General features: G+C 69.1%; 30 protein-coding genes, 1 tRNA gene and 1 pseudogene. 26 read left to right on the forward strand and 6 right to left on the reverse strand.

The window, feature by feature from the left end; translation table 11 throughout:
- Positions 1 to 10 precede the first annotated feature (10 nt).
- The 3 genes from kdsA to AC3ITM_RS08540 all read left to right on the forward strand — a co-directional run bounded on the left by kdsA (position 11) and on the right by AC3ITM_RS08540 (position 1,977).
- Positions 11 to 856, forward strand: a complete 846-nt coding sequence (kdsA, locus tag AC3ITM_RS08530) for a 3-deoxy-8-phosphooctulonate synthase (protein WP_489269777.1) — start codon at positions 11 to 13, stop codon at positions 854 to 856.
- Positions 857 to 977: 121 nt separating this feature from the next.
- Positions 978 to 1,054: transfer RNA gene (locus AC3ITM_RS08535), tRNA-Arg, on the forward strand.
- A gap of 152 nt (positions 1,055 to 1,206) precedes the next feature.
- Entirely contained in the window at positions 1,207 to 1,977 is a 771-nt protein-coding gene (locus AC3ITM_RS08540) for a DUF2306 domain-containing protein (protein ID WP_489269778.1), read from the forward strand.
- 12 nt (positions 1,978 to 1,989) lie between these two features.
- Here the strand turns inward: AC3ITM_RS08540 and AC3ITM_RS08545 are convergent, their stop codons facing one another.
- On the reverse strand, positions 1,990 to 2,481 hold the full coding sequence (locus tag AC3ITM_RS08545) for a DUF6265 family protein (RefSeq protein ID WP_489269779.1): 492 nt from the start codon (positions 2,479 to 2,481) through the stop codon (positions 1,990 to 1,992).
- A 148-nt stretch (positions 2,482 to 2,629) separates the two neighbouring features.
- Here AC3ITM_RS08545 and AC3ITM_RS08550 point away from each other — a divergent pair, with 148 nt between their 5' ends.
- A complete protein-coding gene (locus tag AC3ITM_RS08550; RefSeq protein WP_489269780.1) occupies positions 2,630 to 2,920 on the forward strand; it encodes a hypothetical protein in 291 nt (96 codons plus the stop codon).
- On the opposite strand, the gene AC3ITM_RS08555 is transcribed toward AC3ITM_RS08550, so the two are convergent.
- On the reverse strand, positions 2,898 to 3,119 hold the full coding sequence (locus tag AC3ITM_RS08555) for a hypothetical protein (RefSeq protein WP_228885060.1): 222 nt from the start codon (positions 3,117 to 3,119) through the stop codon (positions 2,898 to 2,900). The two genes, AC3ITM_RS08550 and AC3ITM_RS08555, sit on opposite strands and share 23 nt — an antisense overlap.
- A 153-nt stretch (positions 3,120 to 3,272) precedes the next feature.
- Here AC3ITM_RS08555 and AC3ITM_RS08560 point away from each other — a divergent pair.
- A pseudogene (locus AC3ITM_RS08560) lies at positions 3,273 to 3,578 on the forward strand (BLUF domain-containing protein).
- Between the two features lie 303 nt (positions 3,579 to 3,881).
- Here the strand turns inward: AC3ITM_RS08560 and AC3ITM_RS08565 are convergent.
- Positions 3,882 to 4,355 (reverse strand): hypothetical protein, encoded by a 474-nt coding sequence (locus tag AC3ITM_RS08565; RefSeq protein WP_489269781.1) that lies wholly within the window; start codon positions 4,353 to 4,355, stop codon positions 3,882 to 3,884.
- A gap of 484 nt (positions 4,356 to 4,839) precedes the next feature.
- Between AC3ITM_RS08565 and AC3ITM_RS08570 the strand changes: the two genes are divergently transcribed.
- Positions 4,840 to 5,289, forward strand: a complete 450-nt coding sequence (locus AC3ITM_RS08570; RefSeq protein ID WP_489269782.1) for a PA2169 family four-helix-bundle protein — start codon at positions 4,840 to 4,842, stop codon at positions 5,287 to 5,289.
- Positions 5,290 to 5,443: 154 nt separating this feature from the next.
- Positions 5,444 to 5,731: a hypothetical protein gene (locus AC3ITM_RS08575; RefSeq protein WP_228885057.1), complete on the forward strand. Its 288-nt coding sequence runs from the start codon at positions 5,444 to 5,446 to the stop codon at positions 5,729 to 5,731.
- Here the strand turns inward: AC3ITM_RS08575 and AC3ITM_RS08580 are convergent, their stop codons facing one another.
- On the reverse strand, positions 5,732 to 6,211 hold the full coding sequence (locus tag AC3ITM_RS08580) for a GNAT family N-acetyltransferase (RefSeq protein WP_489269783.1): 480 nt from the start codon (positions 6,209 to 6,211) through the stop codon (positions 5,732 to 5,734).
- A gap of 179 nt (positions 6,212 to 6,390) precedes the next feature.
- Between AC3ITM_RS08580 and AC3ITM_RS08585 the strand changes: the two genes are divergently transcribed.
- The 6 genes from AC3ITM_RS08585 (at position 6,391) to thrC (ending at position 13,262) form a co-directional block, all read left to right on the forward strand.
- Positions 6,391 to 7,119, forward strand: a complete 729-nt coding sequence (locus AC3ITM_RS08585) for a helix-turn-helix transcriptional regulator (protein WP_489269784.1) — start codon at positions 6,391 to 6,393, stop codon at positions 7,117 to 7,119.
- 71 nt (positions 7,120 to 7,190) lie between these two features.
- Positions 7,191 to 8,138, forward strand: coding sequence for a DMT family transporter (locus AC3ITM_RS08590; RefSeq protein WP_489269785.1), 948 nt, complete (start codon positions 7,191 to 7,193; stop codon positions 8,136 to 8,138).
- A 124-nt stretch (positions 8,139 to 8,262) separates the two neighbouring features.
- Entirely contained in the window at positions 8,263 to 8,400 is a 138-nt protein-coding gene (locus AC3ITM_RS08595) for a hypothetical protein (RefSeq protein WP_489269786.1), read from the forward strand.
- Positions 8,401 to 8,489: 89 nt separating this feature from the next.
- Positions 8,490 to 11,009, forward strand: a complete 2,520-nt coding sequence (thrA, locus tag AC3ITM_RS08600; RefSeq protein WP_489269787.1) for a bifunctional aspartate kinase/homoserine dehydrogenase I — start codon at positions 8,490 to 8,492, stop codon at positions 11,007 to 11,009.
- On the forward strand, positions 11,006 to 11,935 hold the full coding sequence (locus tag AC3ITM_RS08605) for a homoserine kinase (protein ID WP_489269788.1): 930 nt from the start codon (positions 11,006 to 11,008) through the stop codon (positions 11,933 to 11,935). Before thrA ends, AC3ITM_RS08605 begins: the two co-directional genes overlap by 4 nt.
- A gap of 34 nt (positions 11,936 to 11,969) precedes the next feature.
- Positions 11,970 to 13,262: a threonine synthase gene (gene thrC, locus AC3ITM_RS08610; protein WP_489269789.1), complete on the forward strand. Its 1,293-nt coding sequence runs from the start codon at positions 11,970 to 11,972 to the stop codon at positions 13,260 to 13,262.
- Positions 13,263 to 13,502: 240 nt separating this feature from the next.
- Here thrC and AC3ITM_RS08615 read toward each other — a convergent pair whose 3' ends face one another.
- Positions 13,503 to 13,676 (reverse strand): hypothetical protein, encoded by a 174-nt coding sequence (locus AC3ITM_RS08615; protein ID WP_489269790.1) that lies wholly within the window; start codon positions 13,674 to 13,676, stop codon positions 13,503 to 13,505.
- A 54-nt stretch (positions 13,677 to 13,730) separates the two neighbouring features.
- Positions 13,731 to 14,492 carry a helix-turn-helix domain-containing protein gene (locus AC3ITM_RS08620; protein ID WP_489269791.1) on the reverse strand — a complete coding sequence of 254 codons (762 nt, stop codon included), beginning with the start codon at positions 14,490 to 14,492 and terminating at the stop codon, positions 13,731 to 13,733.
- 139 nt (positions 14,493 to 14,631) lie between these two features.
- On the opposite strand from AC3ITM_RS08620, the gene hisS reads away from it, so the two are divergent.
- The 13 genes from hisS (at position 14,632) to AC3ITM_RS08685 (ending at position 26,882) form a co-directional block, all read left to right on the forward strand.
- The gene (gene hisS / locus AC3ITM_RS08625; RefSeq protein ID WP_489269792.1) at positions 14,632 to 16,029 is read left to right on the forward strand and encodes a histidine--tRNA ligase; all 1,398 of its coding nucleotides are present in this window, start codon (positions 14,632 to 14,634) and stop codon (positions 16,027 to 16,029) included.
- Entirely contained in the window at positions 16,026 to 16,334 is a 309-nt protein-coding gene (locus tag AC3ITM_RS08630; protein ID WP_489269793.1) for a hypothetical protein, read from the forward strand. Before hisS ends, AC3ITM_RS08630 begins: the two co-directional genes overlap by 4 nt.
- Positions 16,335 to 16,542: 208 nt before the next feature.
- Positions 16,543 to 16,869: a YerC/YecD family TrpR-related protein gene (locus AC3ITM_RS08635; protein ID WP_489269794.1), complete on the forward strand. Its 327-nt coding sequence runs from the start codon at positions 16,543 to 16,545 to the stop codon at positions 16,867 to 16,869.
- Positions 16,870 to 16,880: 11 nt separating this feature from the next.
- Positions 16,881 to 17,792: an ATP phosphoribosyltransferase gene (gene hisG / locus AC3ITM_RS08640; RefSeq protein WP_489269795.1), complete on the forward strand. Its 912-nt coding sequence runs from the start codon at positions 16,881 to 16,883 to the stop codon at positions 17,790 to 17,792.
- 11 nt (positions 17,793 to 17,803) lie between these two features.
- Positions 17,804 to 19,099: a histidinol dehydrogenase gene (hisD, locus tag AC3ITM_RS08645; protein WP_489270061.1), complete on the forward strand. Its 1,296-nt coding sequence runs from the start codon at positions 17,804 to 17,806 to the stop codon at positions 19,097 to 19,099.
- The gene (gene hisC / locus AC3ITM_RS08650; protein ID WP_489269796.1) at positions 19,096 to 20,187 is read left to right on the forward strand and encodes a histidinol-phosphate transaminase; all 1,092 of its coding nucleotides are present in this window, start codon (positions 19,096 to 19,098) and stop codon (positions 20,185 to 20,187) included. Before hisD ends, hisC begins: the two co-directional genes overlap by 4 nt.
- Positions 20,184 to 21,257: a bifunctional histidinol-phosphatase/imidazoleglycerol-phosphate dehydratase HisB gene (gene hisB, locus AC3ITM_RS08655; protein WP_489269797.1), complete on the forward strand. Its 1,074-nt coding sequence runs from the start codon at positions 20,184 to 20,186 to the stop codon at positions 21,255 to 21,257. Before hisC ends, hisB begins: the two co-directional genes overlap by 4 nt.
- The gene (gene hisH, locus AC3ITM_RS08660) at positions 21,254 to 21,856 is read left to right on the forward strand and encodes an imidazole glycerol phosphate synthase subunit HisH (protein ID WP_489269798.1); all 603 of its coding nucleotides are present in this window, start codon (positions 21,254 to 21,256) and stop codon (positions 21,854 to 21,856) included. The genes hisB and hisH overlap by 4 nt, the downstream gene beginning before the upstream one ends.
- On the forward strand, positions 21,853 to 22,587 hold the full coding sequence (gene hisA, locus AC3ITM_RS08665; RefSeq protein WP_489269799.1) for a 1-(5-phosphoribosyl)-5-[(5-phosphoribosylamino)methylideneamino]imidazole-4-carboxamide isomerase: 735 nt from the start codon (positions 21,853 to 21,855) through the stop codon (positions 22,585 to 22,587). Before hisH ends, hisA begins: the two co-directional genes overlap by 4 nt.
- A complete protein-coding gene (gene hisF, locus AC3ITM_RS08670; RefSeq protein WP_489269800.1) occupies positions 22,581 to 23,357 on the forward strand; it encodes an imidazole glycerol phosphate synthase subunit HisF in 777 nt (258 codons plus the stop codon). The genes hisA and hisF overlap by 7 nt, the downstream gene beginning before the upstream one ends.
- Positions 23,347 to 23,967, forward strand: coding sequence for a bifunctional phosphoribosyl-AMP cyclohydrolase/phosphoribosyl-ATP diphosphatase HisIE (gene hisIE / locus AC3ITM_RS08675; protein WP_489269801.1), 621 nt, complete (start codon positions 23,347 to 23,349; stop codon positions 23,965 to 23,967). Before hisF ends, hisIE begins: the two co-directional genes overlap by 11 nt.
- Positions 23,968 to 24,106: 139 nt before the next feature.
- The gene (locus tag AC3ITM_RS08680) at positions 24,107 to 25,705 is read left to right on the forward strand and encodes a calcineurin-like phosphoesterase C-terminal domain-containing protein (protein WP_489269802.1); all 1,599 of its coding nucleotides are present in this window, start codon (positions 24,107 to 24,109) and stop codon (positions 25,703 to 25,705) included.
- 121 nt (positions 25,706 to 25,826) lie between these two features.
- Positions 25,827 to 26,882 (forward strand): glucokinase, encoded by a 1,056-nt coding sequence (locus AC3ITM_RS08685; RefSeq protein WP_489269803.1) that lies wholly within the window; start codon positions 25,827 to 25,829, stop codon positions 26,880 to 26,882.
- Positions 26,883 to 26,887 lie beyond the last annotated feature (5 nt).

Below are 26,887 nucleotides of genomic sequence, written 5' to 3' on the forward strand. Positions count from 1 at the left end.
AGGAGTCTGAATGAACGTTACCGTTGCAGAAGGTGTGGTGGTCGGCAATCGTCTGCCGTTCGTGCTGTTTGGCGGCCTGAACGTGCTCGAAGACCTCGATTCGACCCTGCACGCGGCCGAGCATTTCACTACGGTCACCGCCAAGCTCGGCATTCCGTATGTGTTCAAGGCGTCCTTCGACAAGGCCAACCGTTCTTCGATCGCCTCCTACCGCGGCGTCGGCCTGGACGAAGGCCTGCGCATCTTCGAGGAGGTCAAGCGCCGCTTCGGCGTGCCGGTGATCACCGACGTGCATGAAGTGGCGCAGGCCGCGCCGGTGGCCGAGGTGGTCGACGTGCTGCAGCTTCCGGCGTTCCTGGCGCGCCAGACCGACCTGGTCGAGGCGATCGCGCGGACCGGGCGGGTGGTCAACATCAAGAAGCCGCAGTTCCTCAGCCCCACCCAGATCAAGCACATCGCGGCCAAGATCCGCGAAGCCGGCAACGAGAACATCATCCTGTGCGAGCGCGGCGCGCAGTTCGGTTACGACAACCTGGTGGTGGACATGCTCGGCTTCCGCGAGATGGTCGAATCCACCGGCGGCCTGCCGGCGATCTTCGACGTCACCCACAGCCTGCAGCGCCGCGACGCCGGCAGCGAAGCCTCCGGCGGCCGCCGCCGCCAGGTGGCCGAACTGGCCCGCGCGGGCATGGCGCTGGGCCTGGCCGGGCTGTTCCTGGAAGCCCACCGCGACCCGGACCACGCCCGCTGCGACGGCCCCAGCGCGCTGCCGCTGTCGGCGCTGGAGCCGTTCCTGGTGCAGATCAAGGCGCTGGACGAGCTGGTCAAGGGCTTCCCGGAGCTGGATATCCGCTGATCCGGCAGCGGCACGCAGCGCGGCGGCCTTGGTCCAGCCGCTGAATGTGGGTATCCTTCACGGCTGCACCGTGCATCGCGCCGGTGCAGCCCGCGGTCTGGCGACAGCGCAGCACCGTCATGGCCCCGTAGCTCAGCTGGATAGAGCGTCCCCCTCCTAAGGGGAAGGTCGCCCGTTCGAATCGGGCCGGGGTCACCATATTTCAAGCACTTGGGCGGGTCGACGCCAGTGTATTTTCCACTGTTACCCATGTATCAACAGGCGTTGGTCATAGTGGTAGCAGCCAGAAATCCACCGTAGCCACGGCTCCTTCATCGCCCTCTGGGCGCGTAGTGCGTTGCGGTTGTCGCGTGGTCAACGAACAACCGCGCACGCCGCCGTGGTTCAGCTGCGATCACCATGCGTACGCCGATCGCGTAGTGAAGTTGCGGCGGTCTACACTGGGCCAAATCGGTCTCGGGACGGGTCGGATGGCAACCAGAGGAAACAGCGCGCCGCGCCTGTGGACGCGCCTGGGGTGGGGGCTGGTGTGGTGCCTTGCGCTGGGGATGGGTGCGGAGTTCCTGCTGGAAACCTACCGCAAGTACAGCGTTCTGGATTCCCAGGCCTACCAGATGTTCCTGCTCCGGCGGGGCTGGCTGTGGACCCATCTGGCCGGCGGCACCCTTACCGTCGTGCTGGGCCTGCTGCAGTTCGTGCCACGCCTGCGGCAAGGCTCTCCGGGCGTGCATCGCTGGATTGGGCGGGTCTACCTGGTGGGGATGCTGGTGGCCTGCACGGGCGTGGTGGCCCTGTTGCTGACCTCGCCGGCGCCGGCGCCCATCCTCACCGGCTTTGCGATCACCGCACTGGCTTGGCTTGCCTCCGCGCTGGCCGGGCTGGTCGCCATCGGCAAGGGGCGGGTGGCTGTCCACCGCCGCTGGATGATCCGCAATTACCTGGTCACGCTGGCGCCGGTGCTGTTCCGTCTGTCGCTGCCGCTGGCGATCCGGCTGGGGGTGGTGCCGTCGCCGCAGGTGATTGGTGTGTTGCTGGTGGCCGCGTGGATGGTGCCGTGGCTGGTGTATGAGGCTTGCCGCCGCGCGACCGGGTGGATGGACGCTACGGTTCCGACCCGATAACAGACGGCGCGGTCAGGGGCGGTCGGCGTTGCCGCAGGCGATCCGTGTCATCGGAAAATCCACGGCCCTGGTGGTGCCATCCACGCTGCCTTCGATCCGGGCGAGCAGCCGCGTTTGGCCCTGGCGGGTGTAGATCACCCGCTGCGGGAAATCATGGCCGGGCTGTTCGAACGTCGCGCTAGTGTCGCTGATGCGCAGCAGGGGAAACACGGTCCGGTCCTGTCCGGCGGGCAGGGCGATGAAGGCCAGGCGTCCATCGGGAGCGTCCAGGTGGCGCAACTGCATGAACTCGAAGTCGACGGTCTTGCCGCCCTTGATGGTGCGGCCCACGCCCAGCAGGGTGCCGCCGGCCAGTGCGCTCCAGTGCTCGCCCGAGCCGGGCTCGCCGCCATCGCGCGCCCAGCAGCCTTCCAGCCAGGCCAGGTTGTCGATGTCCCGGGCGGCGGCGTGCGCGTTGCCCATCGACAGGGCGGAGACCAGCAGCAATCCCAATGCGCGGTACATGGTCGGCCTCACCTCGAGTGGATGTGGGGCAGCGTAGGCGCCCGGCGCAGGGCCGGCAACACCGATCTTGCGCAGTGGTGGCCGCATCCTCGCCCGGTATTGACGAGGCCGCCGGCATGCTGGGCCCGGGACTGAAATGGAGACCGCCATGCGTGCACTGCACATGTCGGCACAGGCAGGACAGCACCCCGTGCCCACGCCCGAACCCCAGCCACCGCCGGAGACAACGCCGGTGCCCGTAGAAACGCCCATGCCCGCCGATCCCTCGCCGCGCGAACCGCCCGGCGAGCTGCCACCGGCGCAGGATCCAGCGCCGCTCGATCCGCCGGTCGAAACACCGCCGGCGCAGGATCCACCGCCGACCGATCCGCCGATCGAGGCGCCGCCGGAACAACCGCCGCGCCCGGAATCCGCGCTCAGCCCTGCGACAGTTCGCTGATCAGCTGTTTGGCTTCGTCCAGCTCCTTCAGCGCCAGGCGCAGGCCGGCCTTCTTGGTCAGCACGGTGTGCTGCTCACCGTCGACCTCGATCACTTCCAGCTCGGCCTCGGAGGCGGCGCGGCCGGTGTTGATGCGCAGTTCGCGGGCACGGTTGCTGAGAAGCAGCACCTGGATGTCTTCCAGCAATTGCTTTTCCATTTCACTCTCCTTGCGGGCGTTGTTTTTGACCGCTGCAGGGTAACCCACCGACGGTGGCAGCCAGGCCTCGGCCAAGCTTGAACCGTTCAGTGTGTGCCGCCAGGGCGGCAGGACGGGGCGAGGTAGCTTTTTGCGAATGACTCATTTCCCCCCATCCACGCGCTCGTCTACGCGAGCAGGGCCGCCGGCGCGTTGCCCAATGCCGACCTGGAACGCATCCTGGTCGACGCCTCCATCCACAACCGGCAGCACGGTGTGACCGGCGTATTGCGGTATGACGGCGTCCGCTCCCTGTAATACCTCGAAGGCCTGCCGGTCGGGTTGGAGGCGGGTTTTGCACGTATCCAGGCGGCATCCAAGCACACCGGCATCCAGGTGCTGGTGCAGGGCGCGATCGCGCAGCGCCATTTCTGGAACTGGTCGATGGCCTGCCGCCATGCCGATGCCTTGCTGATCTAGCGCCTGGAAAGCGCGCGCTGGACCGAGCGCGCGCGCCCGCATCTGCTAGATGATGCCCAGGCCAACGAGGGGCTCCAGTTGCTCTCGACGTTCTGGAATGCCGATCCGCCTGCTGCGGTGTGAACATCGGTTGGGTGATCAAGGGTAGGGCAGTGCCGATCCTGCGGGGGGAGGCCTTGGCAACCGTGCGATAGCGCATGGCACGGAAGCAGCAACAGCTGGTGTTGGCTTCCCAGCCGGGACCTTCCGATGATCGAGCCGGCGCGCCATGCCGGCTCGATCAATCAACGGGCAGCCTCGTTTTTACTGGATCTCGACGGGATCGCGTCCAATGCGCACGCTATAGGCGACGAAGACCCAGCCCGCGCCGTGTCCGGTTGAAGGGGCTTCCCAGCGATACTCCCAGGATTGGGTCGACCCATCCGGAAGAATGCTCTCCACCTTGAGGATTTCGCCGGGTTGGCCGGTGTCCGGCAACCCGTTGGGTGGCATCGGAGCGTCCCCGGTTGCGGTGGCTCTTTGCACTGCGCGTGCGCCCTTTCCAACGGTCCTGCGTTCCAGGCGAACTTCAGCCTGGCCCTTTAGTGGAGCGTACTGGGGGCTGTGGAGGGCGATCCATTGGAGAATCCGGACGGCGTCCTGTTCTCCGGCCCGATACGTTTCATTGAGAACGACCACAGCAGTTCTTGTGTTCGTCGCAAGGGCAGGTTGCGTTGCAACCACTGTGCTGCCGGCGGCAATGCACAACACAGTTGCCAGAAGCATGACGTTCTTCATGATCCTTTGTCCTTATGTTTGGTGGTCTGGCAGTGGTTTCACTTCTTCCAGGTACACCAGTGCCGGGGTTCTTGGAGCGTCGCAGCGGTGGCGGGCAAGGTCCATGGCCAGTTGCGACGCATGCGTAGATATGTGATGGGCCGCTGATGTTTTCTGGGACATCGGCCCAGCTGTCTTCTGGGTGTGGTTGCCATTCATCCGAAAGCGCCTGGTCACGCATCGGAGCGCTGGCGGCGACGTGTCGCCGCGTGGACAGCTTGTGCTATCGCTGGGGTGGCCCCTGTTGCCGCGATACTGGATTGGTTGTGCCTCACATCACGGGTGTGATGTTGCAATCGCGCGTTGAACACGCGCAGCAAACAAGTGCATTGCGCGCTGCATACCTCACTGAACCGCGCGTTTTGCATGTCACGTGGACTTCATTGCCGATGCGGAAAAGTCGTTCCACACCAACTCGGGCAACACGCCCCACAGGAGCAACACGATGACCACCGAATCCACGACCGCGCACAGCTTGAACGACCTGATCCAGATCGCCCGCGATGGCAAGGACTTCTATACCGAGGCGGCAGGCAAGGTGAAGGACGCCGAGCTGTCGGCGCTGTTCACCCGCATCGCCGGGGTCAAGGAACAGATCGTGCGCTCGCTCAGCACCAGCGTGCTGGCCGCCGGCGGCACCCCGGCCGAGCACGGCACCGTGGTCGGTTCCATGCAGCAGTTCTACGGCAAGGTGCGCGCCACCCTGGGCGACACGCAGTACGGCTATGTGGCCGAGCTGGAAGAATCCGAAGACCGCCTGTTGAAGGCGTTCAAGGACACCCTGACCGACGCCGACACCTCCCCGGCTGCCCGCACCGAAGTGCAGCGCCTGCTGCCGCAGGTGCAGGAATGCCATGCGGTGATGCGTGAGCGCAAGCACGCGATGAAGCACTGAATGCGCTGACGCCGAGCGCGTCGCGTTGCCAGGCAGTCCCGGCCGGTCCGGGGCTGCCTGGTTTGAGTGGACCGCCTGGAGAGGTCAGGCACGCCGGCGTACGGGGGCAGGGGATTTGGTGCATACTCGATTGAAAGAACCGCTTGGATTCGCTATGGAACACATGCGTTGGCTGACGCTTCGTCTTAGCAACAATCAATCCATCGGACCGAAGGTTCTGTTGGACCTGTGGGCCAACGCCTGCGAGACCAACCAATCGTCGGTTACGCGCGAAACGCTGCCCGGAAAGTCCACGTCCTACGCGCTGCACGCGCCGACTTCGCTGGCCTACCCGAAGCGGGCCGAACTGCGCATGCGCAAGCTGCTGGAAGAAGCCGGTTACACCTTCACGCTGGGCTCGCTGGCCGACCGGCCGGCGCCGCAGCCGGTACGGTTCCGCTGATCAGCGCGGCGCAAGCGTGCGCCGCATGATGCGCACCGGGAAGCCACCGGCATGCTGGACCGATTCCAACGGCTCCCAGCCCAGCCGCCGGTACAGGCCGCCGTCATCGGCCTGCGTCTGCAGATAGACCTCACGCACGCCCAACGCCGCCGCACGCGCCATCAGGTCGTCGATCAGTAGCGCTGCCAAGCCCTGGCCACGGTGCGACGCCTGCACGTAGACCCCGCCCAGCCAGTGCTCGCGCTCGGGACGCTCGGTGCGTTCGTGGAATTTCAGTTGGGCCGCCGCCACCGGTTCGCCCTGGTCCATGGCGATCAGCAGCAGGGGCAGTTCGGCGTCATGCAGGAACACTTCCAGCCGCTGGCACTCGTCGGCCAGGCCGAGCCCGGGCACGTGCATGCCCCATTCGCTGAAATACCACTGCGCCACCACCGGCAGCAGGGCGGGGGCGTGGCTGAGCAGGGTGTGTTCGATGGTCATGGCGGTCCAGGGTCGGGGCGATAGTCGGCAGAGAGATGGACGGCGATCACCGCGCAGCGCATTCCATGCGGACAGGACGGGCTGGACTATAGCAGCGGCGGCCTGCCACGCCGCCGGATTGCGCCGCCGGCACGGCGCGCGCAGACTCGTGGTGACTCCCTGCTGCGCTCGATATCCACGTGCCCCTGTCCGCTGCCGCCTTCAACCTGCGCCGCTATGGCCGCTGTTCCAGCGTGGACCGGCACGACTTCGCGCAGTGGGTGCTGCCGGTGCAGGGCGAGCTGGCCTTCGAACTGGAAGGCCGCGGCGCACGCCTGGACCGGTGGCAGGGCGCGTTCGTGACGCATACGGCCAGGCATGCGCAGAGCGCACGCGATCAGGACCGGTTCCTGATCGTGGATTGCCCGGCCACGCTGCTCGACGATGACACGCTGCAGCGCCTGGATCGGCAGCCGGTGCTGGCATTGCCGGCGCCGGTGCGGGCGATGGCCCAGCGGGTCAGCGCGGGGATGCCGGCGCAGGTGGCGGCCGACACGGTGGCGCATGAACTGCCGGTGCTGCTGCACGCGTTCTCGCTGGCCGGCAGTGCCACCCGGCTGCAGGCGGTATGCGCGCAGATCGACGCTGCGCCGGGCCAGCCATGGCCGGTGGCGCGGATTGCCGCGCAGGTGGGGGTCAGCGGCAGCCGCGTGCACGCGTTGTTCGCCCAGGCATTCGGGCTCAGCCCGCTGGCCTGGCTCAGTGCCTGCCGCCTGCGCTGGGCGCGCGGGCAGCTGGCCAGCGGCGATCTGCCGATTGCGGCCATCGCCCAGCATGCCGGCTACTCCGAACAGAGCGCGCTGACCCGTGCACTGCGCCGCGAATGGGGCATGACCCCGGCCGATTACCGGCGCTGTCACCGGCAGTAGCCTGGGTCAAGATCGCCGGCCGCCAGTTGCCTACACTGGCGAATCTTTCCGCTGGCCGGGCCGCGCGTGCAATGAAACGATCGATGGGGGTGGGCATCGCCAACGGCATCGCCGCCGGTGCGTTGTGGGGCGTGGTGTTCCTGGCCCCGGCCATGCTCGACCGTTTCAGCGCGGTGCAACTGTCGGCCGGCCGTTACCTGGTGTACGGGTTGATCGCGGTCGTGTTGCTGGCGCCGCGTTGGCGGCAACTGCGCGGCAGTATCGGCAGGGCCGAATGGCGCGGCCTGCTGTGGTTGAGCCTGGCCGGCAACCTGGTGTATTTCGTGTTGCTGGCCACGGCGGTGCAGTGGGCCGGCGGCGCGGCGGCGTCGTTGATCGTGGGCCTGATACCGGTGGTGGTGACCCTGGCCGGGGTACGCGAAGACGGCGCGGTGCCGCTGCGTCGGCTGGCGCCGGCCTTGCTGCTGTGCCTGCTCGGGGTGGCGCTGGTCGGCTACGAAGCGGTGCAGGCCGGGCACGCCGCAGGTTCGGCCGGGCAGCGCCTGCTCGGCTTGCTGTGCGCGGTGGGGGCGTTGTTGTCGTGGGCGGTCTATTCGATCGGCAACAGCCGTTGGCTGGCGCGGCGCCCGGACCTGTCCGGCCACGACTGGTCGTTGTTGACCGGGCTTGCCACCGGCGCGCTGGCGCTGCTGTTGGTGCCCGGTGCGTTCATGGCCTCCGGCGCCAGCCACAGCGCGTCGGCATGGGGCGGGTTCTGGTTGGTCAGCGCCGGCGTGGCGGTGGTGGCCTCGGTGCTGGGCAATGCGTGCTGGAACCGCGCCAGCCGCCACCTGCCGCTGACCCTGACCGGGCAGATGATCGTGTTCGAAACCCTGTTCGCGCTGCTGTACGGGTTCGGTTGGCAGCAGCGCTGGCCGACACCGATGGAAACCGTGGCGATCCTCTGCCTGGTGTCCGGCGTGCTGCTGTGCGCGCATGCGCATCGGCCGCCGCGCGCGGTGGCCGAGCATGCCGGCTGATCGCCTGCGCTGGCTGGATGGTCTCATTGGCAACCTTTTTGTCGGCGTTGTCGGCCGATGCCGACCGCCGTCTTTTTGCGCTGCAACACTTGACAAGCCCCCGGCCACGTAGTTTTCTTGACCCATGGTCCTTGTTGCCGCCACCGCCGAACTGCTCGCCCCCGCTGCTGCGGGCGGTGCGGGCGTGTCGATCCGGAGCCGCGGTACCACCACCATTACCACCGTCACCACTGGCCTGGTGCGGCCCGTCGTCTTCGCGTAATTTCCGAAAACAACGGCCCCGCACCCGGAACAGGTTGCGGGGGAGCGCCTTCAACCTGAGCCGACGCGGGGCCTCGAATCGAGGTCTACATGTCTTCCGTCGCCGCTATTCCCGCTGTCGCTGAGTCCGCCGCCGCCCCTGCACCGCAGGCCGGCACCACCACGGTCGTGCACAAGTTCGGCGGTACTTCGGTGGCCGACGCCGAACGCTACCGCCATGTCGCGCAGTTGCTGCTGGCCCGCGATGAGGCGGTGCAGGTCACCGTGGTGTCGGCGATGAAGGGCGTCACCGATGCGCTGATCGCGCTGGTCGGGCTGGCTGCAGACGATGCCCCGCAGTGGCGCGAACACTGGCATGCGCTGCGCGCGCGCCATCGCGGTGCGGCGGTGGCCCTGCTCGGCGAACATGCCGGGGCAACCGTGGAATGGCTGGACGCGCGCTTTGACCACCTGGCCGAAATGCTCGGTGCGCTGGCGGTGATCGGCGAGTTGCCGGTTGAAGTACTGGACCGCGTGCAGGGCCTGGGCGAGGTGTATTCGGCGCAGTTGCTGGGCCAGTACCTGCAGAGCGTGGGCGAGGACTGCGCGGTGCTGGATGCGCGCGAGGTACTGGTGGTGGACCGCGGCGAGCTGGGCGTGGACGTGGACTGGGTGCAGAGCGCGCAGCGGCTGGCCGTGTGGCGCAAGGCGCACCCGGGCGCCCGGGTGGTCGCCACCGGGTTCGTCGCCCGCGACCGCCGCGACCGGATCACCACGCTGGGCCGCAACGGCAGCGACTATTCCGGGGCGATCTTCGCTGCCCTGTTCAATGCCGACGAACTGCATATCTGGACCGATGTCGACGGCGTGCTCTCGGCCGATCCGCGGGTGGTGCCCGAGGCGGTGCAGCTGGAGGCCCTGAGCTATGACGAGGCCTGCGAGCTGGCCTACTTCGGCGCCAAGGTCGTGCATCCGCAGACCATGTCGCCGGCGATCGAGCGCGGCCTGCCGATCATCATCCGCAACACCTTCCGCCCGGACCATCCCGGCACCCGGATCACCGCCGAGCGCACCGTATCCGGCCCGATCAAGGGCCTGACCCTGAGCCCGGACCTGGCCGTGCTGAACCTGGAAGGCACCGGCCTGATCGGCGTGCCGGGCACCGCCGAGCGGGTGTTCGCCGCGCTGCGCACTGCGCAGGTGTCGGTGGTGATGATTTCCCAGGGCTCCTCGGAGCACTCGATCTGCTGCGTGGTTAAACAGGCCGAGGCGGCGCGTGCGCGCGATGCGCTGCTGCACGCCTTCGCCCATGAACTCAGCCTGGGCCAGGTGCAGCGGGTGCAGCTCACCGGCAATGTCAGCGTGCTGGCGGCGGTGGGCGATGGCATGGCCGGGCAGCCGGGGGTGGCCGCGCGGCTGTTCCAGTCGCTGGGCCATGCCCAGGTCAATATCCTGGCGATCGCGCAGGGCTCCTCCGAACGCAATATCTCGGTGGCCGTCGACAGCGGCCATGCAATCAAGGCACTGCGCGCGGCGCACGCCGGTTTCTGGCTGTCGCCGCAGACCTTCTCGGTCGGGGTGATCGGCCCGGGCAACGTCGGTGCGGCGCTGCTGGCGCAGCTGCAGGCCGCGCAGGCCGGCTTGCTGGGCCGGGCCAATGTCGATCTGCGGCTGCGGGCGGTGGCCTCGCGCCAGCGCATGCTGCTGGACCAGCGCGGCGTGCAGGGCGACTGGCGCGCCGCGTTGGCCGCGCAGGGCCAGGCCACCGACCTGGAGCAGTTCACCGAACACCTGCTGTCGGCGCACCTGCCGCATGCGCTGATCATCGACTGCAGCGGCAGCGCGGCGGTGGCCGACCGCTACGCCGGCTGGCTGGCGGCCGGCATCCACGTGGTGACCCCGAACAAACAGGCCGGCGCCGGCCCGCTGCCGCGCTACCACGCCATCCGCGCCGCGGCCGCCGCCAGCGGTGCGCGCTTCCGCTATGAAGCCACGGTGGGGGCCGGGTTGCCGGTGATCACCACGCTGCGCGACCTGGTCGATACCGGCGATGACGTGCTGGCCATCGACGGCATCTTCTCCGGCACCCTGGCCTGGCTGTTCAACAAGTACGACGGCCAGGTACCGTTTTCTCAGCTGGTCGCCCAGGCGCGTGGCATGGGCTATACCGAGCCGGACCCGCGCGATGACCTGTCCGGCGTGGACGTGGCGCGCAAGCTGGTGATCCTGGCGCGCGAAGCCGGGCGCGACCTCAGCCTGGAACAGGTGCAGGTGGAAAGCCTGGTGCCCGAAGTGCTGCGCCAGGCCAGCGTGGAAGACTTCATGGCCGGGCTGGAGGGGATGGACGCCGCCTTCGCCGATCGGCTGGCCCAGGCCGATGCGCGCGGTGCGGTATTGCGCTATGTGGCGCGCCTGTCCGCCGATGCTGCCCAGGTCGGGCTGGTCGAACTGCCGCGCGGCCATGCCTTCGCCAACCTGCGGCTGACCGACAACGTAGTGCAGTTCACCACCGGCCGCTATTGCGACAACCCACTGGTGGTGCAGGGCCCGGGCGCGGGACCGGAGGTGACCGCCGCCGGTGTGTTCGCCGACGTGCTGCGGGTGGCGGTGGGCGAAGGGGCGCGGCTGTGAGCGTAGCCAACGGGCAGGCACGTGCGTTTTCGCCGGCTTCGGTGGGCAATGTGGCGGTGGGCTTCGATATCCTCGGCCATGCCCTGGCCGGGGTGGGCGATACCGTCACGGTGCGGCGCATCGATGCGCCGCAGGTACGCATCGCCGCCATCCGCGGCGCCGCGTTCGCCTTGCCGCTGCGCGCCGAAGACAACACCGCCGGGGTGGCCTTGATCGCGCTGCGGCAGGCATTGGCACTGCCGTACGGGTTCGAGGTGGAGATCGACAAGGGCATCGCGCTGGGCTCGGGCATGGGCGGTTCGGCGGCTTCGTGCGTGGCCGCGCTGGTGGCGGCCAATGCGCTGCTGGACGCGCCGCTGCCGCGCCAGGCGCTGTACCCGTTCGCGCTGGCCGGCGAGGCGGTGGCCAGCGGCGGCCGGCATGGCGACAATCTCGGCCCGATGCTGCTGGGCGGGCTGGTCCTGAGTACGGCCGAGCAGCTGGTGCCGATTCCACTGCCGGCAGCCTGGCACAGCCTGCTGGTGCACCCCGACGCGGTGCTGGAAACCCGGCGGGCCCGCGCCGCGCTGCAGGGCCACTACGCATTGCCCGAATTCGTCGCACAGAGCGCCAACCTGGCGCTGGTGCTCAGCGGCTGCTTCACCGGTGATGCCGCGCTGGTCCGCGCCGGCCTGCGCGACGTGCTTGTCGAGCCGCGCCGCGCCGGCCTGATCGCCGGCTTTGCCGCTGCGCGCGATGCCGCACTGGCGGCCGGCGCGATGGGCGCCAGCATTTCCGGCGCCGGCCCCAGCGTGTTCGCCTGGTTCGAGCACGCCGAGGCGGCCCACCACGCGCAGGCGGCGGTGCAGCGCGCCTTTGCCGAGGCCGGTTTCGACAGCCAGGCCTGGGTGTCGCCATTGAACGCGCCCGGCGCCTGCCTGCTGTGAATGCTGTGATCTTCCCTTTCTGCCAGGACCTGCGATGAATTTCGTTTCCACCCGCCATGCTTCGCCCGCTGTTTCACTGAGCCAGGCCATTGCCGCCGGGCTGGCACCCGACGGCGGCCTGTACGTTCCCCGGCTCCGCCCGCTGGCGCAGCCCTGGCAGCGGCAAGGCAGCCTGGCGCGCGATGCCGCTGCCGTGCTGGCGCCGTACTTCGCCGGTGATGCATTGGCCGGGGCGCTGCCGGCACTGTGCGCGCAGGCCTTCGATTTCCCCGCGCCGCTGCGCGCCTTGTCCAGCCCCGGCGACCATGTGCTGGAGTTGTTCCATGGGCCGACCGCCGCGTTCAAGGATTTTGGCGCGCGCTTCCTTGCCGCCAGCCTGGCACGGCTGCAGCGCGACCAGCGGCAGCCGCTGACGATCGTGGTGGCCACCTCCGGCGACACCGGTGCAGCGGTGGCGGCCGCCTTCCATCGCCAGCCCGGCATCCGGGTGGTGGTGCTCTATCCCGATGGCCGGGTATCGCCGCGGCAGGCGCACCAGCTGGGTTGCTTTGGCGACAACATCCGCACCCTGCGCGTGGCCGGCGCGTTCGATGATTGCCAGGCGATGGTCAAGCAGGCGCTGGGCGACCGCCAGTTGCAGGCGCAGGTGCCGTTGAGTTCGGCCAACAGCATCAGCCTGGGCCGCTGGCTGCCGCAGATGAGCTACTACGCGCATGCCGCGCTGGAACACCACGCCGCTACCGGCAATGTGCTGAACCTGGTGGTTCCCACCGGCAACCTGGGCAATGCGATGGCCGCCGTGCTGGCGCGGGCGATGGGCCTGCCGCTGGGCCGCATCGCGCTGGCGACCAATGCCAACGATGTGCTGCCGCGCTTTTTCGCCGGCGGCCAGTACCAGCCGCGCACCAGCGTGGCCACCGTGGCCAATGCGATGGACGTGGGCGCACCGAGCAACTTCGAGCGGCTGCGCTGGCTGTACGCCGACGACGATGCGGCCTTGCGTGCCGATTTCCGGGTGGAGGCGGTAGACGATGCGGCCATCGGCGAGCTTATTGCGCGGCGCTGGGCGCAGGCCGGTGAAGTGTTCTGCCCGCATACCGCCACGGCGGTGGCCTTGCTGGAGAAGCTGCGCGGCGAAGGCGTGCAGGGCGACTGGGCGGTGGCGGCGACCGCGCACCCGGCCAAGTTCGAGTCGGTGGTGGAGCCGTTGATCGGGCAGCCACTGGCGGTACCGGCGTCGCTGGAGGCGTTGTTGCAGCGCCCGGCCAGTGCGCAGGCCTGCGCGCCGGAGTATGGGGCGTTGCGTGAGGTGTTGCTGGAAGGCTAGGGGGCTATAACTTTTCTTGCTTCTTGTAGTGCCGGCCGTTGGCCGGATGCTGCTGCTTTTCCGCTTCGCGGAGAAGTTCAACTTCAAAAGCGTTTCGTGCCCCTTCGGGGCGCGAGTCACTTTCTTGCTCGTGCAAGAAAGTAACCAAAGAACACGCCCCCGTCCGCTCGCCGTCAGGCTACGCCTGCCGGTTCCCTGCGCTTCTCGCGTCGGCAAGGGACGGTGCGGAACTCGCTACGCTCAGACACCCGCACCTCTTCGCCCTTGCCGCCGCTGCGATGCTCGGCTCGCTCCAAGGGGGAGGTAGATCAAGATCGCGGGCAACAGCAACAGCAACAGCAACAGCAACAGCAACAGCAACAGCAACAGCAACAGCAACAGCAACAGCAACAGCAACAGCAACAGCAACAGCAACAGCAATTGCAGTGGCAGGAAGAGTGCCACCCTACGAGTAGAGGGTTGTGCCGCTCAGTACGTCTCGTCGGCCGACAGCAGGCGCAGGCCGTCTTCGTCGAGGATCTCGACGGTGTTCAGATGGGGCAGGGCGATCAGGCCCTGCTGGCGCAGCTTGGTGAAGGTGCGGCTGACCGTTTCCATGGTCAGGCCGAGATGGTCGGCGATGTCGCCGCGGCCCATCGGCAGGGTCACGCGCAGGCCGTTTTCGCCAAGGCGCGCCTGCCGTGCGGCCAGCCGCAGCAGGAAATCGGCCAGCTTCTCGGCCGGCTGCAGGCGGCCCAGCGACAGCGCCGCGTCGTGGGCGTCGTCCAGTTCCTGGCAGGCGCGCTGCAGCAGCTTGCGTTCCAGGTGCGGGAAGCGCGCGCGCAGGTCCTTCATCTGCGGCAGCGCCACCCGGCAGACCCGGCTGTCGGCGATCGCCTCGATGTCGTAGCGGTGGTGGTCGCTGCCGGTCAGGCCCAGGTAGTCGCCGGGCAGCACGAAGCCGCTGATCTGGCGGCGGCCGTCGGACAGGGTGCGGACCAGGCGCAATGCGCCGCCGGTCAAGGTATAGACATGTTGGCGCGGCTCGCCGGCACGGGCCAGGGTGGCGCCCAGCGGCAGCGGCAGCGATACGGTGACCCGTTCCAGCGCCTGTACCTCCTCCGGGGCCAGTGCCGAGCACACCGCCAGATGGCGGACCGAGCAGTGCAGGCAGTCGCGCAGCGGCGAGCAGCCCGGCGTGGCAGGGTCTTCAACGGCGGAGAGCGCGGTACCGGGGTGGGGCCGGGTCATGTCGAACCAGGGAGCGGGGCGTGCCCATGATACGCCATGCCGCCGTTTGCCCGGGCTGCACGCGCCATCGCGGTGGCGCGCCCGGCTGCGGCTAGAATATGCAACTGGCCCATTCCCCCGTTCCGCAGGAGTCCCGCAAGTGATCAAGCCCCGTACGCCGCCCGGCATCATGGAATTGCTGCCGCGCGAGCAGATCGCGTTCCAGCGCATGCTGGACGTCATCCGCCGCAACTACGAGCGGTTCGGGTTCCTGCCGGTGGAAACCCCGGTGTTCGAGCTGTCCGACGTGCTGCTGACCAAGTCCGGTGGCGAGACCGAGCGCCAGGTGTATTTCGTGCAGTCCACCGGCGCGCTGGCCAACGCCGCCGAGACCGGCGACAACGCGCTGCCCGAGCTGGCGCTGCGCTTCGACCTGACCGTGCCGCTGGCGCGTTACGTGGCCGAACACGAGCACGACCTGACCTTCCCGTTCCGCCGTTACCAGATGCAGCGGGTCTACCGTGGCGAGCGCGCCCAGCGCGGCCGCTTCCGCGAGTTCTACCAGTGCGACATCGATGTGATCGGCAAGGACACGCTGAGCACCCGCTATGACGCCGAGGTGCTGGCGGTGATCCACGCGGTGTTCGCCGAATTGCGCATCGGCGATTTCTCGGTGCAGTTGAACAACCGCAAGCTGCTGCGCGGCTTCTTCGAAAGCCTGGGCGTGGCCGATGGCGAGCGCCAGCTGGCGGTGCTGCGCGAAGTGGACAAACTGGACAAGCGCGGTGCCGACTACGTGCGCGACACGCTGGTGGGCGAAGGGTTTGCGATTCCGGCCGGGCAGGTCGAGCGGATCCTGGCGTTCGTGGCGGTGCGCTCGTCCAGCCACGCCGATGCGCTGGCGCAGCTGGATGCGTTGCTGGCCGATCCTGCCGCCAGCGACACCCTGAAGGTGGGCGTGGCCGAGCTGCGCGAAGTGCTGGAGCTGGTCAAGGCGCTGGGCGTGCCGGAGACCGCGTACTGCCTGAACTTCTCGATCGCGCGCGGCCTGGACTATTACACCGGCACCGTCTACGAGACCACGCTGACCGACCACCCGCAGATCGGTTCGATCTGTTCGGGCGGCCGCTACGAAGACCTGGCCAGTCATTACAGCAAGTCCAAACTGCCCGGCGTGGGTATTTCGATCGGGCTGACCCGGCTGTTCTGGCAGCTGCGCGAGGCCGGGCTGATTGCCGGTATCGAAGACAGCAGCGTGCACGCCCTGGTGGCGCTGATGGACGATGCCAGCCTGCCGCAATCGCTGGACATCGCCCGCCGCCTGCGCGCCGGTGGCATCAATGCCGAAGTGCAGATGGAGCCGAAGAAGATCGGCAAGCAGTTCCAGTACGCGGCCAAGGCGGGGATCCGCTTTGTGGTGCTGGCCGGTGAGGATGAACTGGCGCGTGGCGTGGTGGCGGTCAAGGACCTGCTGCGCGAGCAGCAGTTCGAAGTCTCCCGCGACGAGCTGGCCAGCGCCCTGCAGGTCGAGCTGGAACAGGCCAAGGTCATGCCGTGAAGCGGCTGAGGGTGGGGGCGCTGTTGGCGCTCCTGCTGGCCGGCTGCCAGAGCGATCTGTCGCTGCACAGCCGGCGGATCGGTCCGGGGCACTATCAGCTGGTGGCCGATCGTTGCCAGCTGGGCTACCGGGATGCGCAGCAGCGCAATCCGCTGGAGCTGGACCTGGAAGGCCTGGCCATGCAGAAATGCCGCGGCCGCGCCGGGCCGCTGGAGGCCCTGCAGCAGATTCCCAGCCGCAAGGGCAGCCTGTTCGGCGAGTGCCTGCGCAGCGGCGCCCTGCGCGCCGAGGTGCGCTGCCGGTAGGTACCGACCGTTGGCCGGTACGGACGGCCGGCGATTGCACCACACACCGCCAGGGATCGGCGGCAGATGCCCACTACGCCCCAACGCCCGCCCTGCGCGGGCGTTGTGCGTTTTCCCTGCCTGAACCGGGCCATCCCGCCTCCGGTGGCCGGTTTGACCCCGGGCCCAGGTTTGCGCTAATGTATTAGCACGCTATTACATTGATACAATGAAACTACGTCCGATCCCCCGCGAAAAAGATGCCCAGGCCGACCTGGCCTGCCTGGCCGAGGCCTTCGCCGCGCTGACCGGCGCCGGGCAGGTCACCGCCTTCCTGCGCGACCTGTGCACCCCGGCCGAGCTGGAGGCGCTGGCCGACCGCTGGAAGGTGGTGCCGCTGCTGCAACAGGGCGTGCCGTACCGCGAAATCCATGAATTGACCGGGGTCAGCGTGACCACCACCGGGCGCGTGGCGCGCTCGCTGGAACACGGCCACGGCGGCTATGCCGCCGCTGTTGCCGCCACCGCTACGCCCACGTCCGCCGAATCCAAGTAGAGACCCGCCCCATGAGTGCAACCCAGACCGCCCCGGCACGCGACCGGCTGCGTATCGCCATCCAGAAGAACGGGCGGCTGGCCGAGCCGGCGCGCAGCCTGCTGACCGCCTGCGGCCTGAGCTGGCGGCAGAGTCGCGACAAGCTGTTCTGCTACGGCGAATCGCTGCCGGTGGACCTGCTGCTGGTCCGCGACGACGACATCCCCGGGTTGATCGCCGACGGCGTCTGCGATTTCGGCATCGTCGGCCGCAACGAGCTGGACGAGCAGGGCGCCGCGCGCCGCCGGATCGGCCTGCCCGATGCCTACCAGGCGCTGCGCGGGCTCAACTTCGGCCAGTGCCGGCTGATGCTGGCCGTGCCCGAGGAATGGGAGTGGAGCGGGGTGGAACAACTGGCCGGCAAGCGCATCGCTACCAGCTACCCGGCGATCCTGGCCGACTGGCTGGCCGCGCGCGGGGTGGATGCCCAGGTGGTGGAACTGTCCGGCTCGGTGGAAATCGCGCCGCGGCTGGGGACCGCCGAGTTGATCTGCGACCTGGTCTCCAGCGGCGCCACCCTGGCGGCCAACCAGCTCAAGCCGGTGGAAACCCTGCTGGAAAGCGAGGCGGTGCTGGCCGGCCCGGTGCGCACCCCCGACGATGCCCGCGCCGGGCTGATGGCGATGCTGCTGCGCCGGCTCGATGGCGTGGTCAAGGTGCGCGACAGCAAGCTGTTGATGTTCCGCGCCGAGCGCGACCGGGTGTCCGAACTGTCCCGGCTGCTGCCCGATGCCGATCCGCTGGTGCAGCTGCCCGACGATGGCGGCCAGCCGCGCCTGCAGACCATGTGCCACGGCGCATTGACCTGGCAGCGGCTGGAAGACTTGGAGCGTGCCGGCGCGCAGGGCCTGATGGTGTTGAGCGTGGAGCGGTCGCTGGCATGAACGCACTGTCGATGAATGTCCAGCAGTGGTCCGGCCTGGACGCCGATGCCCAGGCGCAGGTGCTGCAGCGCCCGGTGCAGGCGGTGGCGGCACGCACCAGCGAGGCGGTGGCCGGCCTGATCGCGGCGGTGCGCGCCGATGGCGATGTCGCGCTGCGCGAAATCAGCCTGCGTTTCGATGGCGTGGCACCGGCCTCGTTCGAAGTGGATGAGGCCGAGTTCGCCGCCGCCGAACAGGCGGTGTCGGCCGAGCTGCGCCAGGCGATGGTCGATGCCGCCGCGCGCATCCGGGTATTCCACCAGGCCGGGATGAGCCAGGGCTATGCGGTCGAGACCGCGCCCGGGGTTCGTTGCGAACGCGTGGTGCGGCCGATCGGCCGGGTCGGCCTGTACGTGCCTGCCGGCAGTGCGCCGTTGCCCTCGACCGCCTTGATGCTGGGCGTGCCGGCACAGCTGGCCGGCTGCCGCGAAGTGGTGCTGTGCACCCCGCCGCGCAAGGATGGCAGCGCCGATCCGGCGGTGCTGGTGGCCGCGCGGCTGACCGGTGTGCACCGCGTGTTCAAGCTCGGCGGCGCCCAGGCGATTGCGGCGATGGCCTATGGCACCGACAGCGTGCCGGCCTGCGACAAACTGTTCGGCCCGGGCAACAGCTTCGTCACCGAGGCCAAGCAGCAGGTGGCGCGCGATGGTGCGGCGGCGATCGATATGCCGGCCGGTCCTTCGGAGGTGCTGGTGATTGCCGATGCCGGCGCCAACCCGGCCTTCGTCGCCGCCGACCTGCTGTCGCAGGCCGAGCACGGCCCCGATTCGCAGGTGCTGCTGCTGACCGATGACGCCGCGCTGCTGGCACAGGTGCAGGCGCAGGTGCAGGTGCAGCTGGCGCGGCTGTCGCGTGCGGCGATCGCCGCCCAGGCCCTGCAGGCCTCGCAGCTGATCCTGGTCGACTCGCTGGCGCAGGCATTCCAGATCAGCAACCGCTATGCGCCCGAACACCTGATCCTGGCCCTGCGCGCACCGCGCGACTGGCTGGCGCAGGTGGAAGCGGCCGGCTCGGTGTTCCTCGGCGACTACACCCCCGAAGCCCTGGGCGATTACTGCAGCGGCACCAACCACGTGCTGCCCACCGCCGGTGCCGCGCGCGCCTACAGCGGGGTCAGCGTGGCCAGTTTCCAGAACCTGATCAGCGTGCAGTCGGCCACCGCGCAGGGCATCGCCGCGATCGGCGGCTGCGCGCGCGTGCTGGCCCGTGCCGAAGGCCTGGATGCGCACGAAAACGCGGTGGCACTGCGCATGGAGGTGGCCGCATGAGCACGAACGAAACGGTATTGTCGCTGGTGCGCGCGGACCTGCGGGCGTTCGCCGGCTATTGCTCGGCGCGCAGCAGCGCGCTGGTGGGCGATGTCTGGCTCAATGCCAACGAGTCGGCCTGGGCCAATCCGGCCGACCACGACGGACGCGCCCGCCGCTATCCCGACCCGCAGCCGCCGGCCCTGCGCGCCCGCCTGGCCGGCCTGTATGGCTGCAGCCCCGAACAGCTGCTGATCGGCCGCGGCAGCGACGAGGCGATCGACCTGCTGGTGCGCGCCCTGTGCGTGCCCGGCCGCGATGCGGTGCTGGTGACCCCGCCGGTGTTCGGCATGTATGCGGTCTGCGCACGCCTGCAGAACGCGCCGCTGCTGGAAGTGCCGTTGCGCGAGGAGGGCGGCGCGCTCGGTGCCGACATCGACGCGGTGATCGCCGCTGCGCTGGCCGGCAACGCCAAGCTGGTGTTCCTGTGCTCGCCGTCCAATCCGGCCGGCAGCGTGATCGCGCTTGAGCAGATCCAGCGGGTGGCCACGGCGCTGCGGGGCAGGGCGCTGGTGGTGGTCGATGAAGCCTATGCCGAGTATTCGGCGCTGCCGTCGGCGGTATCGCTGCTGGCCAGCCACGACAATATCGCCGTGCTGCGCACGCTGTCCAAGGCCCATGCACTGGCCGCGGCGCGGATCGGCAGCCTGATCGCCAGCCCGGCGCTGATCCAGCTGCTGCGCCGCTGCCAGGCCCCGTACCCGATCCCCGGCCCGTGCGCCGAGCTGGCCCTGGCCGGGCTCAGCGACAGCAACCTGCAGCTCACCGCCGCGCGGGTGGCGCAGGTCAAGGCCGAGCGCAGCCGCGTGCAGCAGGGCCTGGCGGCCTTGCCGGGCGTGACCCGGGTGTATCCCTCGCACGGCAACTACCTGCTGGTGCGCTTTGCCGATGCGCAGTCCGCGTTCGAGGCGCTGCTGGCGGCGGGCGTGGTGGTGCGCGACCAGCGCGCCGCGCCGCAGCTGGACGACGCGTTGCGCATCACCATCGGCTGCCCGGCGGAGAACGACCGGGTGCTGGCCGCACTGGCGGCGCGGAGGGTGGCGGCATGACGCCCATCCTGTTCGTCGACCGCGACGGCACCCTGATCGAAGAGCCGGCCGATTTCCAGATCGACGCCTTCGAAAAGATCCGCTTCGTGCGCGATGTGATCCCGGCCATGCTCAAGCTGCGCGACGCCGGTTACCAGTTCGTGATCGTCAGCAACCAGGACGGGCTGGGCAGCGAAGGCTATCCGCAGGCCAGTTTCGATGGCCCCAACGACCTGATGCTGCAGATCTTCGCCAGCCAGGGCATCGTGTTCCGTGACGTGCTCATCGATGGCAGCTGGCCGCACGACAATGCGCCCACCCGCAAGCCGGGCATCGGCATGATGCTGCCCTACCTGCAGGATCGCAGCATCGACTGGGCGCGCTCGGCGATGGTCGGCGACCGCCCCACCGACATCCAGTTCGCCGAGAACATGAAGATCCGCGGTTTCCAGCTGCGCACCGAGCAGTTCGGTGGCCAGTGGGACTGGAACGCGATCGCCCACGAGCTGGCCGATGCGCCGCGCCGGGCCACCGTACAGCGCAACACCCGGGAGACCCGGATCCGGGTCGAGGTCGACCTGGACCAGGTGGCCGAACCGCAGACCCACACCGGGTTGCCGTTCTTCGACCACATGCTCGAACAGATCGGCAAGCACGGCGGCTTCGCGCTGCGGGTGCAGGCCGAGGGCGACCTGCACATCGATGAGCACCACACCATCGAAGACACCGGCCTGGCGTTGGGCCAGGCGCTGCGCGAGGCGCTGGGCGACAAGCGCGGGATCGGCCGCTACGGTTTCACCCTGCCGATGGACGAAACCCTGGCCAGCGCCGCGCTGGATTTCAGCGGACGCCCGTATTTCGTGTTCGAGGGCCAGTTCAAGCGCGAGCGGGTCGGCGACATGCCCACCGAACTGGTGCCGCACTTCTTCCGTTCGCTGTGCGATGCGGCCGGGCTCAACCTGCACCTGAGCGTGCGCGGCGACAACGACCACCACAAGGTCGAGGCCTGCTTCAAGGCGTTGGCGCGCGCACTGCGCCAGGCCCTGCCGCGCCAGGGCAGCGCACTGCCCAGCACCAAGGGGGCGCTGTGAGCGAGGTTGCGCTGATCGATGCCGGCGGTGCCAACCTGGGCTCGGTGCGCTATGCACTGGAGCGGCTAGGCGTGCAGGTGCGGCTGGTGCGCGATGCGCAGGGGCTGCGGGGCGCATCGCAGGTGATCCTGCCCGGCGTGGGCACCGCGCCACATGGCATGGCACGCCTGCATGCGCAGGGCCTGGTGCAGCCGCTGCGCGAACTGCAGGTGCCGCTGCTGGGCATCTGCCTGGGCATGCAACTGCTGTTCGAAGGTTCCGAGGAAGGCCATGTGGAATGCCTGGGCCTGTTGCCCGGGGTGGTGCGCCACCTGCACCCGGCCACCGGTATCCGGGTGCCGCACATGGGCTGGAACCGCCTGCTGCCGTTGCGGCCGTCGACCCTGCTGGACGGCGTGCCGGCGCGCGCCAGCGCCTATTTCGTGCACAGCTACGCCGCCCCGCTTGGCCAGCACACCGTGGCCGCCTGCGACCATGGCGGGCTGTTCGCCGCGGTGGTGCAGCAGGGCCGCTACAGCGGCGCGCAGTTCCACCCCGAGCGTTCAGCCGCCACCGGTGCGCAGATCCTGCGCAACTTCATCGAGAATCCCCCGACATGAGTTTCACCGTCTATCCCGCGCTGGACATCCGCCAGGGCAGCGTGGTGCGCCTGCTGCAGGGCGACTACGCCCAGCAGACCACCTATGGCGAGGACCCGCTGCCGCGTGCGCGGGCGTTCGCCGCGGCCGGGGCGAGCTGGATGCACCTGGTCGACCTGGACGCGGCGCGGGCGGGCGGTTATACCCTGGCGCCGCTGCTGTCTTCGATCGCGTCGCAGACCGGCCTGAAGGTGCAGACCGGCGGTGGCGTGCGCTCTCGCGATGATCTCGCCCGCATCCTCGAGGCAGGGGCCGCACGCGTGGTGGTCGGCTCGGTATCGGTGCGTGAGCCGGAAACGGTGATCGGCTGGTTGCGCGAGTTCGGCCCGGAACGGCTGACCATCGCCCTGGATGCCCGCCAGGCCGATGACGGTCGCTGGCGGTTGCCCGTGCATGGCTGGACCGAGACCGCCGAGGACACCCTGGACGTGCTGGCCCAGCGCTATGCCGAGGCCGGCATGCAGCACCTGCTGTGCACGGATATCGCCCGCGACGGCATGCTCTCCGGGCCGAACATCGATCTGTATCGGCACTTGGCACGCCTGCTGCCGGGCGTGGCGGTACAGGCCTCCGGCGGCGTGCGTGATGCCGATGACGTCGCCCAGGCCAAGGCCGTCGGCTGCGGCGGCGCGATCCTGGGCAAGGCGCTGCTGGAAGGACGCATGACCCTGGAAGGAGCGCTGGCATGCTGAGCCGCCGCCTGATCCCGTGCCTGGACGTGCGCGACGGCCGCGTGGTCAAGGGCGTGCGTTTCCGCGACCACGTGGACATGGGCGACATCGCCGAGCTGGCGCTGCGCTACCGCGACCAGGGCGCCGATGAGCTGGTGTTCTACGACATTGGCGCCAGCCCGGAAGGGCGTGCGGTGGATGTCGGCTGGATCGAGCGCATCGCGCGCCTGATCGACATTCCGTTCTGCGTGGCCGGCGGCATTTCCGACGTGGAGACCGCGCGCCGGGTGCTGCACGCCGGCGCCGACAAGATCTCGATCAACTCGCCGGCGCTGGGCCGTCCGCAGTTGATCGAGGAACTGGCCGATGCGTTCGGCGTGCAGTGCGTGGTGGTCGGCATCGATTCGGTGCGCGAGGCCGACGGCGAGTGGCGGGTGCGCCGTTTCAGCGGCGACCCGGACAAGACCCAGGCGGTGCCGTTGCGGACCCTGGACTGGCTGGTGCAGGCGCAGCGGCGCGGTGCCGGCGAGATCGTGCTGAACTGCATGGACAGCGACGGGGTGCGCCGCGGCTACGACGTGGCCCAGCTGCGCCAGGCGCGCGCCCTGTGCGGGGTGCCGCTGATTGCCTCCGGCGGTGCCGGCCAGATGCAGCACTTCGCCGATGTGTTCGACCAGGCCGACGTCGATGGCGCGCTGGCCGCCAGCGTCTTCCACAGCGGCGCCATCGCCATTCCCGCGCTCAAGCAGTTCCTGCGCGAGCAGCAGATCGAGGTTCGAGATGTCTATTGAGGTACTTCCGTCGCGCAAGGCGCTGGATGGTCTGGATTGGGACAAGGGTGGTGGCCTGCTGCCGGTGGTGGTGCAGGACGCCGATACGCTGGCGGTGCTGATGCTGGGCTATGCCAACGCCGAATCGCTGGAGATGACCCTGTCCACCGGCCACATGACCTTCTTCAGCCGCAGCAAACAGCGGCTGTGGACCAAGGGGGAGTCGTCGGGCAACGTGCTGGCGGTGGTCGCCGTGCGCGTGGACTGCGACAACGACACCCTGCTGGTCAGTGCCCGCCCGGCCGGCCCGACCTGCCATACCGGCAGCGACAGCTGCTTCGCGCGCGCGCCGGGCAACTTCCTGGGCCGGCTCGACGCGTTGGTGCACCAGCGCCAGCAGCAGCGCCCGGCGGGCAGCTACACCACCAGCCTGTTCGACGGCGGCACCCGCCGCATCGCGCAGAAGGTTGGCGAAGAAGGCGTGGAAACCGCGCTGGCCGGCGTGGTCCAGGACGATGCGGCCCTGCTGGGCGAATCGGCCGACCTGCTGTTCCACCTGATCGTGCTGCTGCGCGCCCGCGGTTTGTCGCTGGACGACGCGGTGGCGGTGCTGGCCGCACGTCACGCCTGATGACGCGCCAATAGCTTTGGCGACACGCTGTCGGGGACGGACGGCGAGGCCGGCAAGTTACGCCGTTTAACGCCGGTGAAACGCGCTGCAGGCGATGATAGGCGGCTGTTCCATCACCCACCCCGAACGGACCGACCCGATGACCCGCACTGCAACCTGGCTGGCCTGCCTGCTGTTGACCACCGCACCGGCCTGGGCCGCCGAGGTGACCGTAACCGGCAAGGTCTACCAGGAACGCGACGGCAAACCCGGGCGCGGCCCCACCGACCCGGGCCTGGCGGGGGTGCAGGTTTCCAACGGTGAGGTGATCGTGCGCACCGCCGCCGACGGCAGCTATGCGCTGCCGGTGCGCGAAGGCCGGACGGTGTTTGTGATCAAGCCCGACGAGTACCGGTTCCCGGCCGCCGGCAACGGCTTGCCGGCCTTCTGGCGGCATTACGCGCCGCAGGGCTCGCCGCGGCTGAAGTACGACGGCATCCATGCCACCGGCAGCAACGTGCGCAACTGGGATTTCGCGCTGGAACCGGCCAAGGGCAGCGAGGCGGCGCGCGCCGGCTTCGAGATGCTGGTGTTCTCCGATTCGCAGACCGCCAGCAAGCTGGACATCGACTACTACCAGCGCGCCATCGTCGAGCCGATCATCGGCAAGCACCCGGCGCGGCTGGGCACCACCCTGGGCGATATCGTCAACGACGACCTGGACCTGTACCCGGCGATCAACAAGGTCACCGCGCAGCTGCAGGTGCCGTGGTTCCACGTGCCGGGCAACCACGACCTGGACATGGACGCGGCCGGCGATGCCCATTCGCTGGACAGCTGGCGCGCGGTCTATGGCCCGGACACCTATGCGGTGGAGGAGGGCGGGGCCAGCTTCGTGTTCCTGGACGATGTGATCTACGACCCCACGGCCAAGCCCAACTATGTCGGCGGGCTGCGCGCGGACCAGCTCACCTTCCTGGGCAACTATCTCAAGGGCCTGCCGCGCGACCGGCTGGTGGTGCTGGGCATGCACATCCCGCTGTTCGATGCCGCGCCGGGCCGGCAAACCTTCCGCCACGCCGACCGCACGCGCCTGTTCGCCCTGCTCAAGGGTTTCCCCAACGTGCTGGTGCTCAGTGGCCACAGCCATACCCAGCAGCATTACTACCATGGCGCCGCCGAGGGCTGGCAGGGCGACAAGCCGCTGCACGAGTACAACGTCGGGGCGGCCTGTGGGGCGTTCTGGTCGGGGGTCAAGGACAGTAGCGGCATCCCCGACACGACCATGAGCGATGGCACCCCCAACGGCTATGCGCTGCTGTCGGTCAAGCCCGGTGGCGAGTACAGCCTGCGCTACTACGTAGCGCGCGCGCCGGATGACTACCAGATCGCGCTGCACGCCCCCAAGGTGCTGCGCAAGGGGGCCTACCCGGCCTGGGGCGTCTACGCCAATGTATTCATGGGCCAGGCCGATACGCGGGTGGAATACCGCGTGGACGATGGCGCATGGCAGACCATGAAGCGGGTCGAACAGCCGGACCCGCGCGTGCTGCAGGAAAACGTCGCCGACGACCAGGCCGACCGGCTGCGCGGCTATGACCGTTCGCCCGAGGCGACCCCGTCGCCGCACCTGTGGCGCGGCGCGCTGCCCACCGACCTGGCCGCCGGCGAACATCGGGTGGAGGTGCGCGCGGTGCATGCCGACGGCCCCACCGCCGCCGCCAGCACCAGTTACCGCCTGCAGGTGGGCAAGCCGTGAACGGCGTCCTGCCTGCGTTGCCGGTGGCGCATACGCCCCTGTACGGCACGGTCTGCTTTGCAAACCCCGGTCGATCGCCGAAAATCGCCGGGATTGATTCGATCCCAGCCAAGGCCTGCGAGTGAGCGTTGCGGTACCGTTTCCGGAACCTGTTCCGGCCCCTTCCGAGGCGACGCCCAACGCGGCGCCCGGCCTGGATTCCCGGCTTGAACCGCTGCTCGTCGCCGACGTCGGCGGCACCTTCGCGCGCCTGGCGCTGGCGCAGGTACGCGCCGGCCAGCCGCCCCGGCTCAGCGGCCTGCGCCATTACCGCTGCGCCGACTATCCCAGCCTGGCGGCGATCCTGGCCGATTTCATCGCCACCGCGGCGCTGCCGCTGGATACCGCGGTGGTGGCCATCGCCGGCGTGCTCGAGGGCGACCACCTGGTCAATACCAACCTGACCTGGCCGGTGTCGGTGGACGCCACCTGCCGCCAGGCCGGGCTGGCGTCGCTGGCGCTGATCAACGATTTCGAAGCAGTGGCCTACGCCATCGCGCACGTGGACGCCGACACCCTGGTGGCCTTGAACGGTGCGCCCTCCGACCAGCGCCGCTGGCCGGCGCTGGTGCTCGGCCCGGGCACCGGCCTGGGCGCGGCGCTGCGCTTTGCCGGCGGCCCGCAGCCGGTACTGGCCAGCGAGGCCGGGCATGCCGCGCTGACCGCCGGCAATGCACTGGAGCTGCAGGTCCTGGGCCGGATGCAGCAGCGCTGGGAGCACGTGGACAACGAGCGCATCCTGTCCGGCAGCGGCTTGATGAACCTCTACCCCAGCCTGTGCGAGCTGCGCGGGGTCACCCCGCACTGGTCGTCGCCTGAAGCACTGATCGCCGCCGCGCATGCCGGTGAGGATGCGCTGGCGGTGGAAACGCTGGAGGTGTTCTGCGCGTGGCTGGGCAGCCTGGCCGGCGATCTGGCGGTGACCTTCGGCGCCCGTTCGGTCTACCTGGCCGGTGGCATTCCCACCCGCATCGCCGCGTTCCTGCACGACGGCCGCTTCCGCGCGCGCTTCCTGGCCAAGGGGGTGATGGGCGAGGTATTGGCGCAGGTGCCGGTATGGCGGGTGGAGCATGGCGAGCTGGGCGTGATCGGTGCGGCGGTGTGGCATGCCGAGCACCGCGTCCGCATCGCCGCGTAAGCAAG

The sequence above is a fragment of the Stenotrophomonas sp. KH_029 genome, assembly GCF_057839765.1.

Coding starts and splice junctions, on each gene's coding strand:
- AC3ITM_RS08550 (WP_489269780.1), top strand. CDS start 2,630: ATGCGTGCACTGCACATGTCGGCACAGGCAGGACAGCACCCCGTGCCC.
- AC3ITM_RS08595 (WP_489269786.1), top strand. CDS start 8,263: ATGGTCCTTGTTGCCGCCACCGCCGAACTGCTCGCCCCCGCTGCTGCG.
- thrC (WP_489269789.1), top strand. CDS start 11,970: ATGAATTTCGTTTCCACCCGCCATGCTTCGCCCGCTGTTTCACTGAGC.
- hisA (WP_489269799.1), top strand. CDS start 21,853: ATGAGTTTCACCGTCTATCCCGCGCTGGACATCCGCCAGGGCAGCGTG.
- AC3ITM_RS08590 (WP_489269785.1), top strand. CDS start 7,191: ATGAAACGATCGATGGGGGTGGGCATCGCCAACGGCATCGCCGCCGGT.
- hisD (WP_489270061.1), top strand. CDS start 17,804: ATGAATGTCCAGCAGTGGTCCGGCCTGGACGCCGATGCCCAGGCGCAG.
- AC3ITM_RS08575 (WP_228885057.1), top strand. CDS start 5,444: ATGGAACACATGCGTTGGCTGACGCTTCGTCTTAGCAACAATCAATCC.
- AC3ITM_RS08580 (WP_489269783.1), bottom strand. CDS start 6,211: ATGACCATCGAACACACCCTGCTCAGCCACGCCCCCGCCCTGCTGCCG.
- AC3ITM_RS08680 (WP_489269802.1), top strand. CDS start 24,107: ATGACCCGCACTGCAACCTGGCTGGCCTGCCTGCTGTTGACCACCGCA.
- AC3ITM_RS08570 (WP_489269782.1), top strand. CDS start 4,840: ATGACCACCGAATCCACGACCGCGCACAGCTTGAACGACCTGATCCAG.
- hisF (WP_489269800.1), top strand. CDS start 22,581: ATGCTGAGCCGCCGCCTGATCCCGTGCCTGGACGTGCGCGACGGCCGC.
- AC3ITM_RS08555 (WP_228885060.1), bottom strand. CDS start 3,119: ATGGAAAAGCAATTGCTGGAAGACATCCAGGTGCTGCTTCTCAGCAAC.
- AC3ITM_RS08545 (WP_489269779.1), bottom strand. CDS start 2,481: ATGTACCGCGCATTGGGATTGCTGCTGGTCTCCGCCCTGTCGATGGGC.
- AC3ITM_RS08635 (WP_489269794.1), top strand. CDS start 16,543: ATGAAACTACGTCCGATCCCCCGCGAAAAAGATGCCCAGGCCGACCTG.
- kdsA (WP_489269777.1), top strand. CDS start 11: ATGAACGTTACCGTTGCAGAAGGTGTGGTGGTCGGCAATCGTCTGCCG.
- hisIE (WP_489269801.1), top strand. CDS start 23,347: ATGTCTATTGAGGTACTTCCGTCGCGCAAGGCGCTGGATGGTCTGGAT.
- AC3ITM_RS08620 (WP_489269791.1), bottom strand. CDS start 14,492: ATGACCCGGCCCCACCCCGGTACCGCGCTCTCCGCCGTTGAAGACCCT.
- hisB (WP_489269797.1), top strand. CDS start 20,184: ATGACGCCCATCCTGTTCGTCGACCGCGACGGCACCCTGATCGAAGAG.
- AC3ITM_RS08565 (WP_489269781.1), bottom strand. CDS start 4,355: ATGAAGAACGTCATGCTTCTGGCAACTGTGTTGTGCATTGCCGCCGGC.
- hisG (WP_489269795.1), top strand. CDS start 16,881: ATGAGTGCAACCCAGACCGCCCCGGCACGCGACCGGCTGCGTATCGCC.
- thrA (WP_489269787.1), top strand. CDS start 8,490: ATGTCTTCCGTCGCCGCTATTCCCGCTGTCGCTGAGTCCGCCGCCGCC.
- hisC (WP_489269796.1), top strand. CDS start 19,096: ATGAGCACGAACGAAACGGTATTGTCGCTGGTGCGCGCGGACCTGCGG.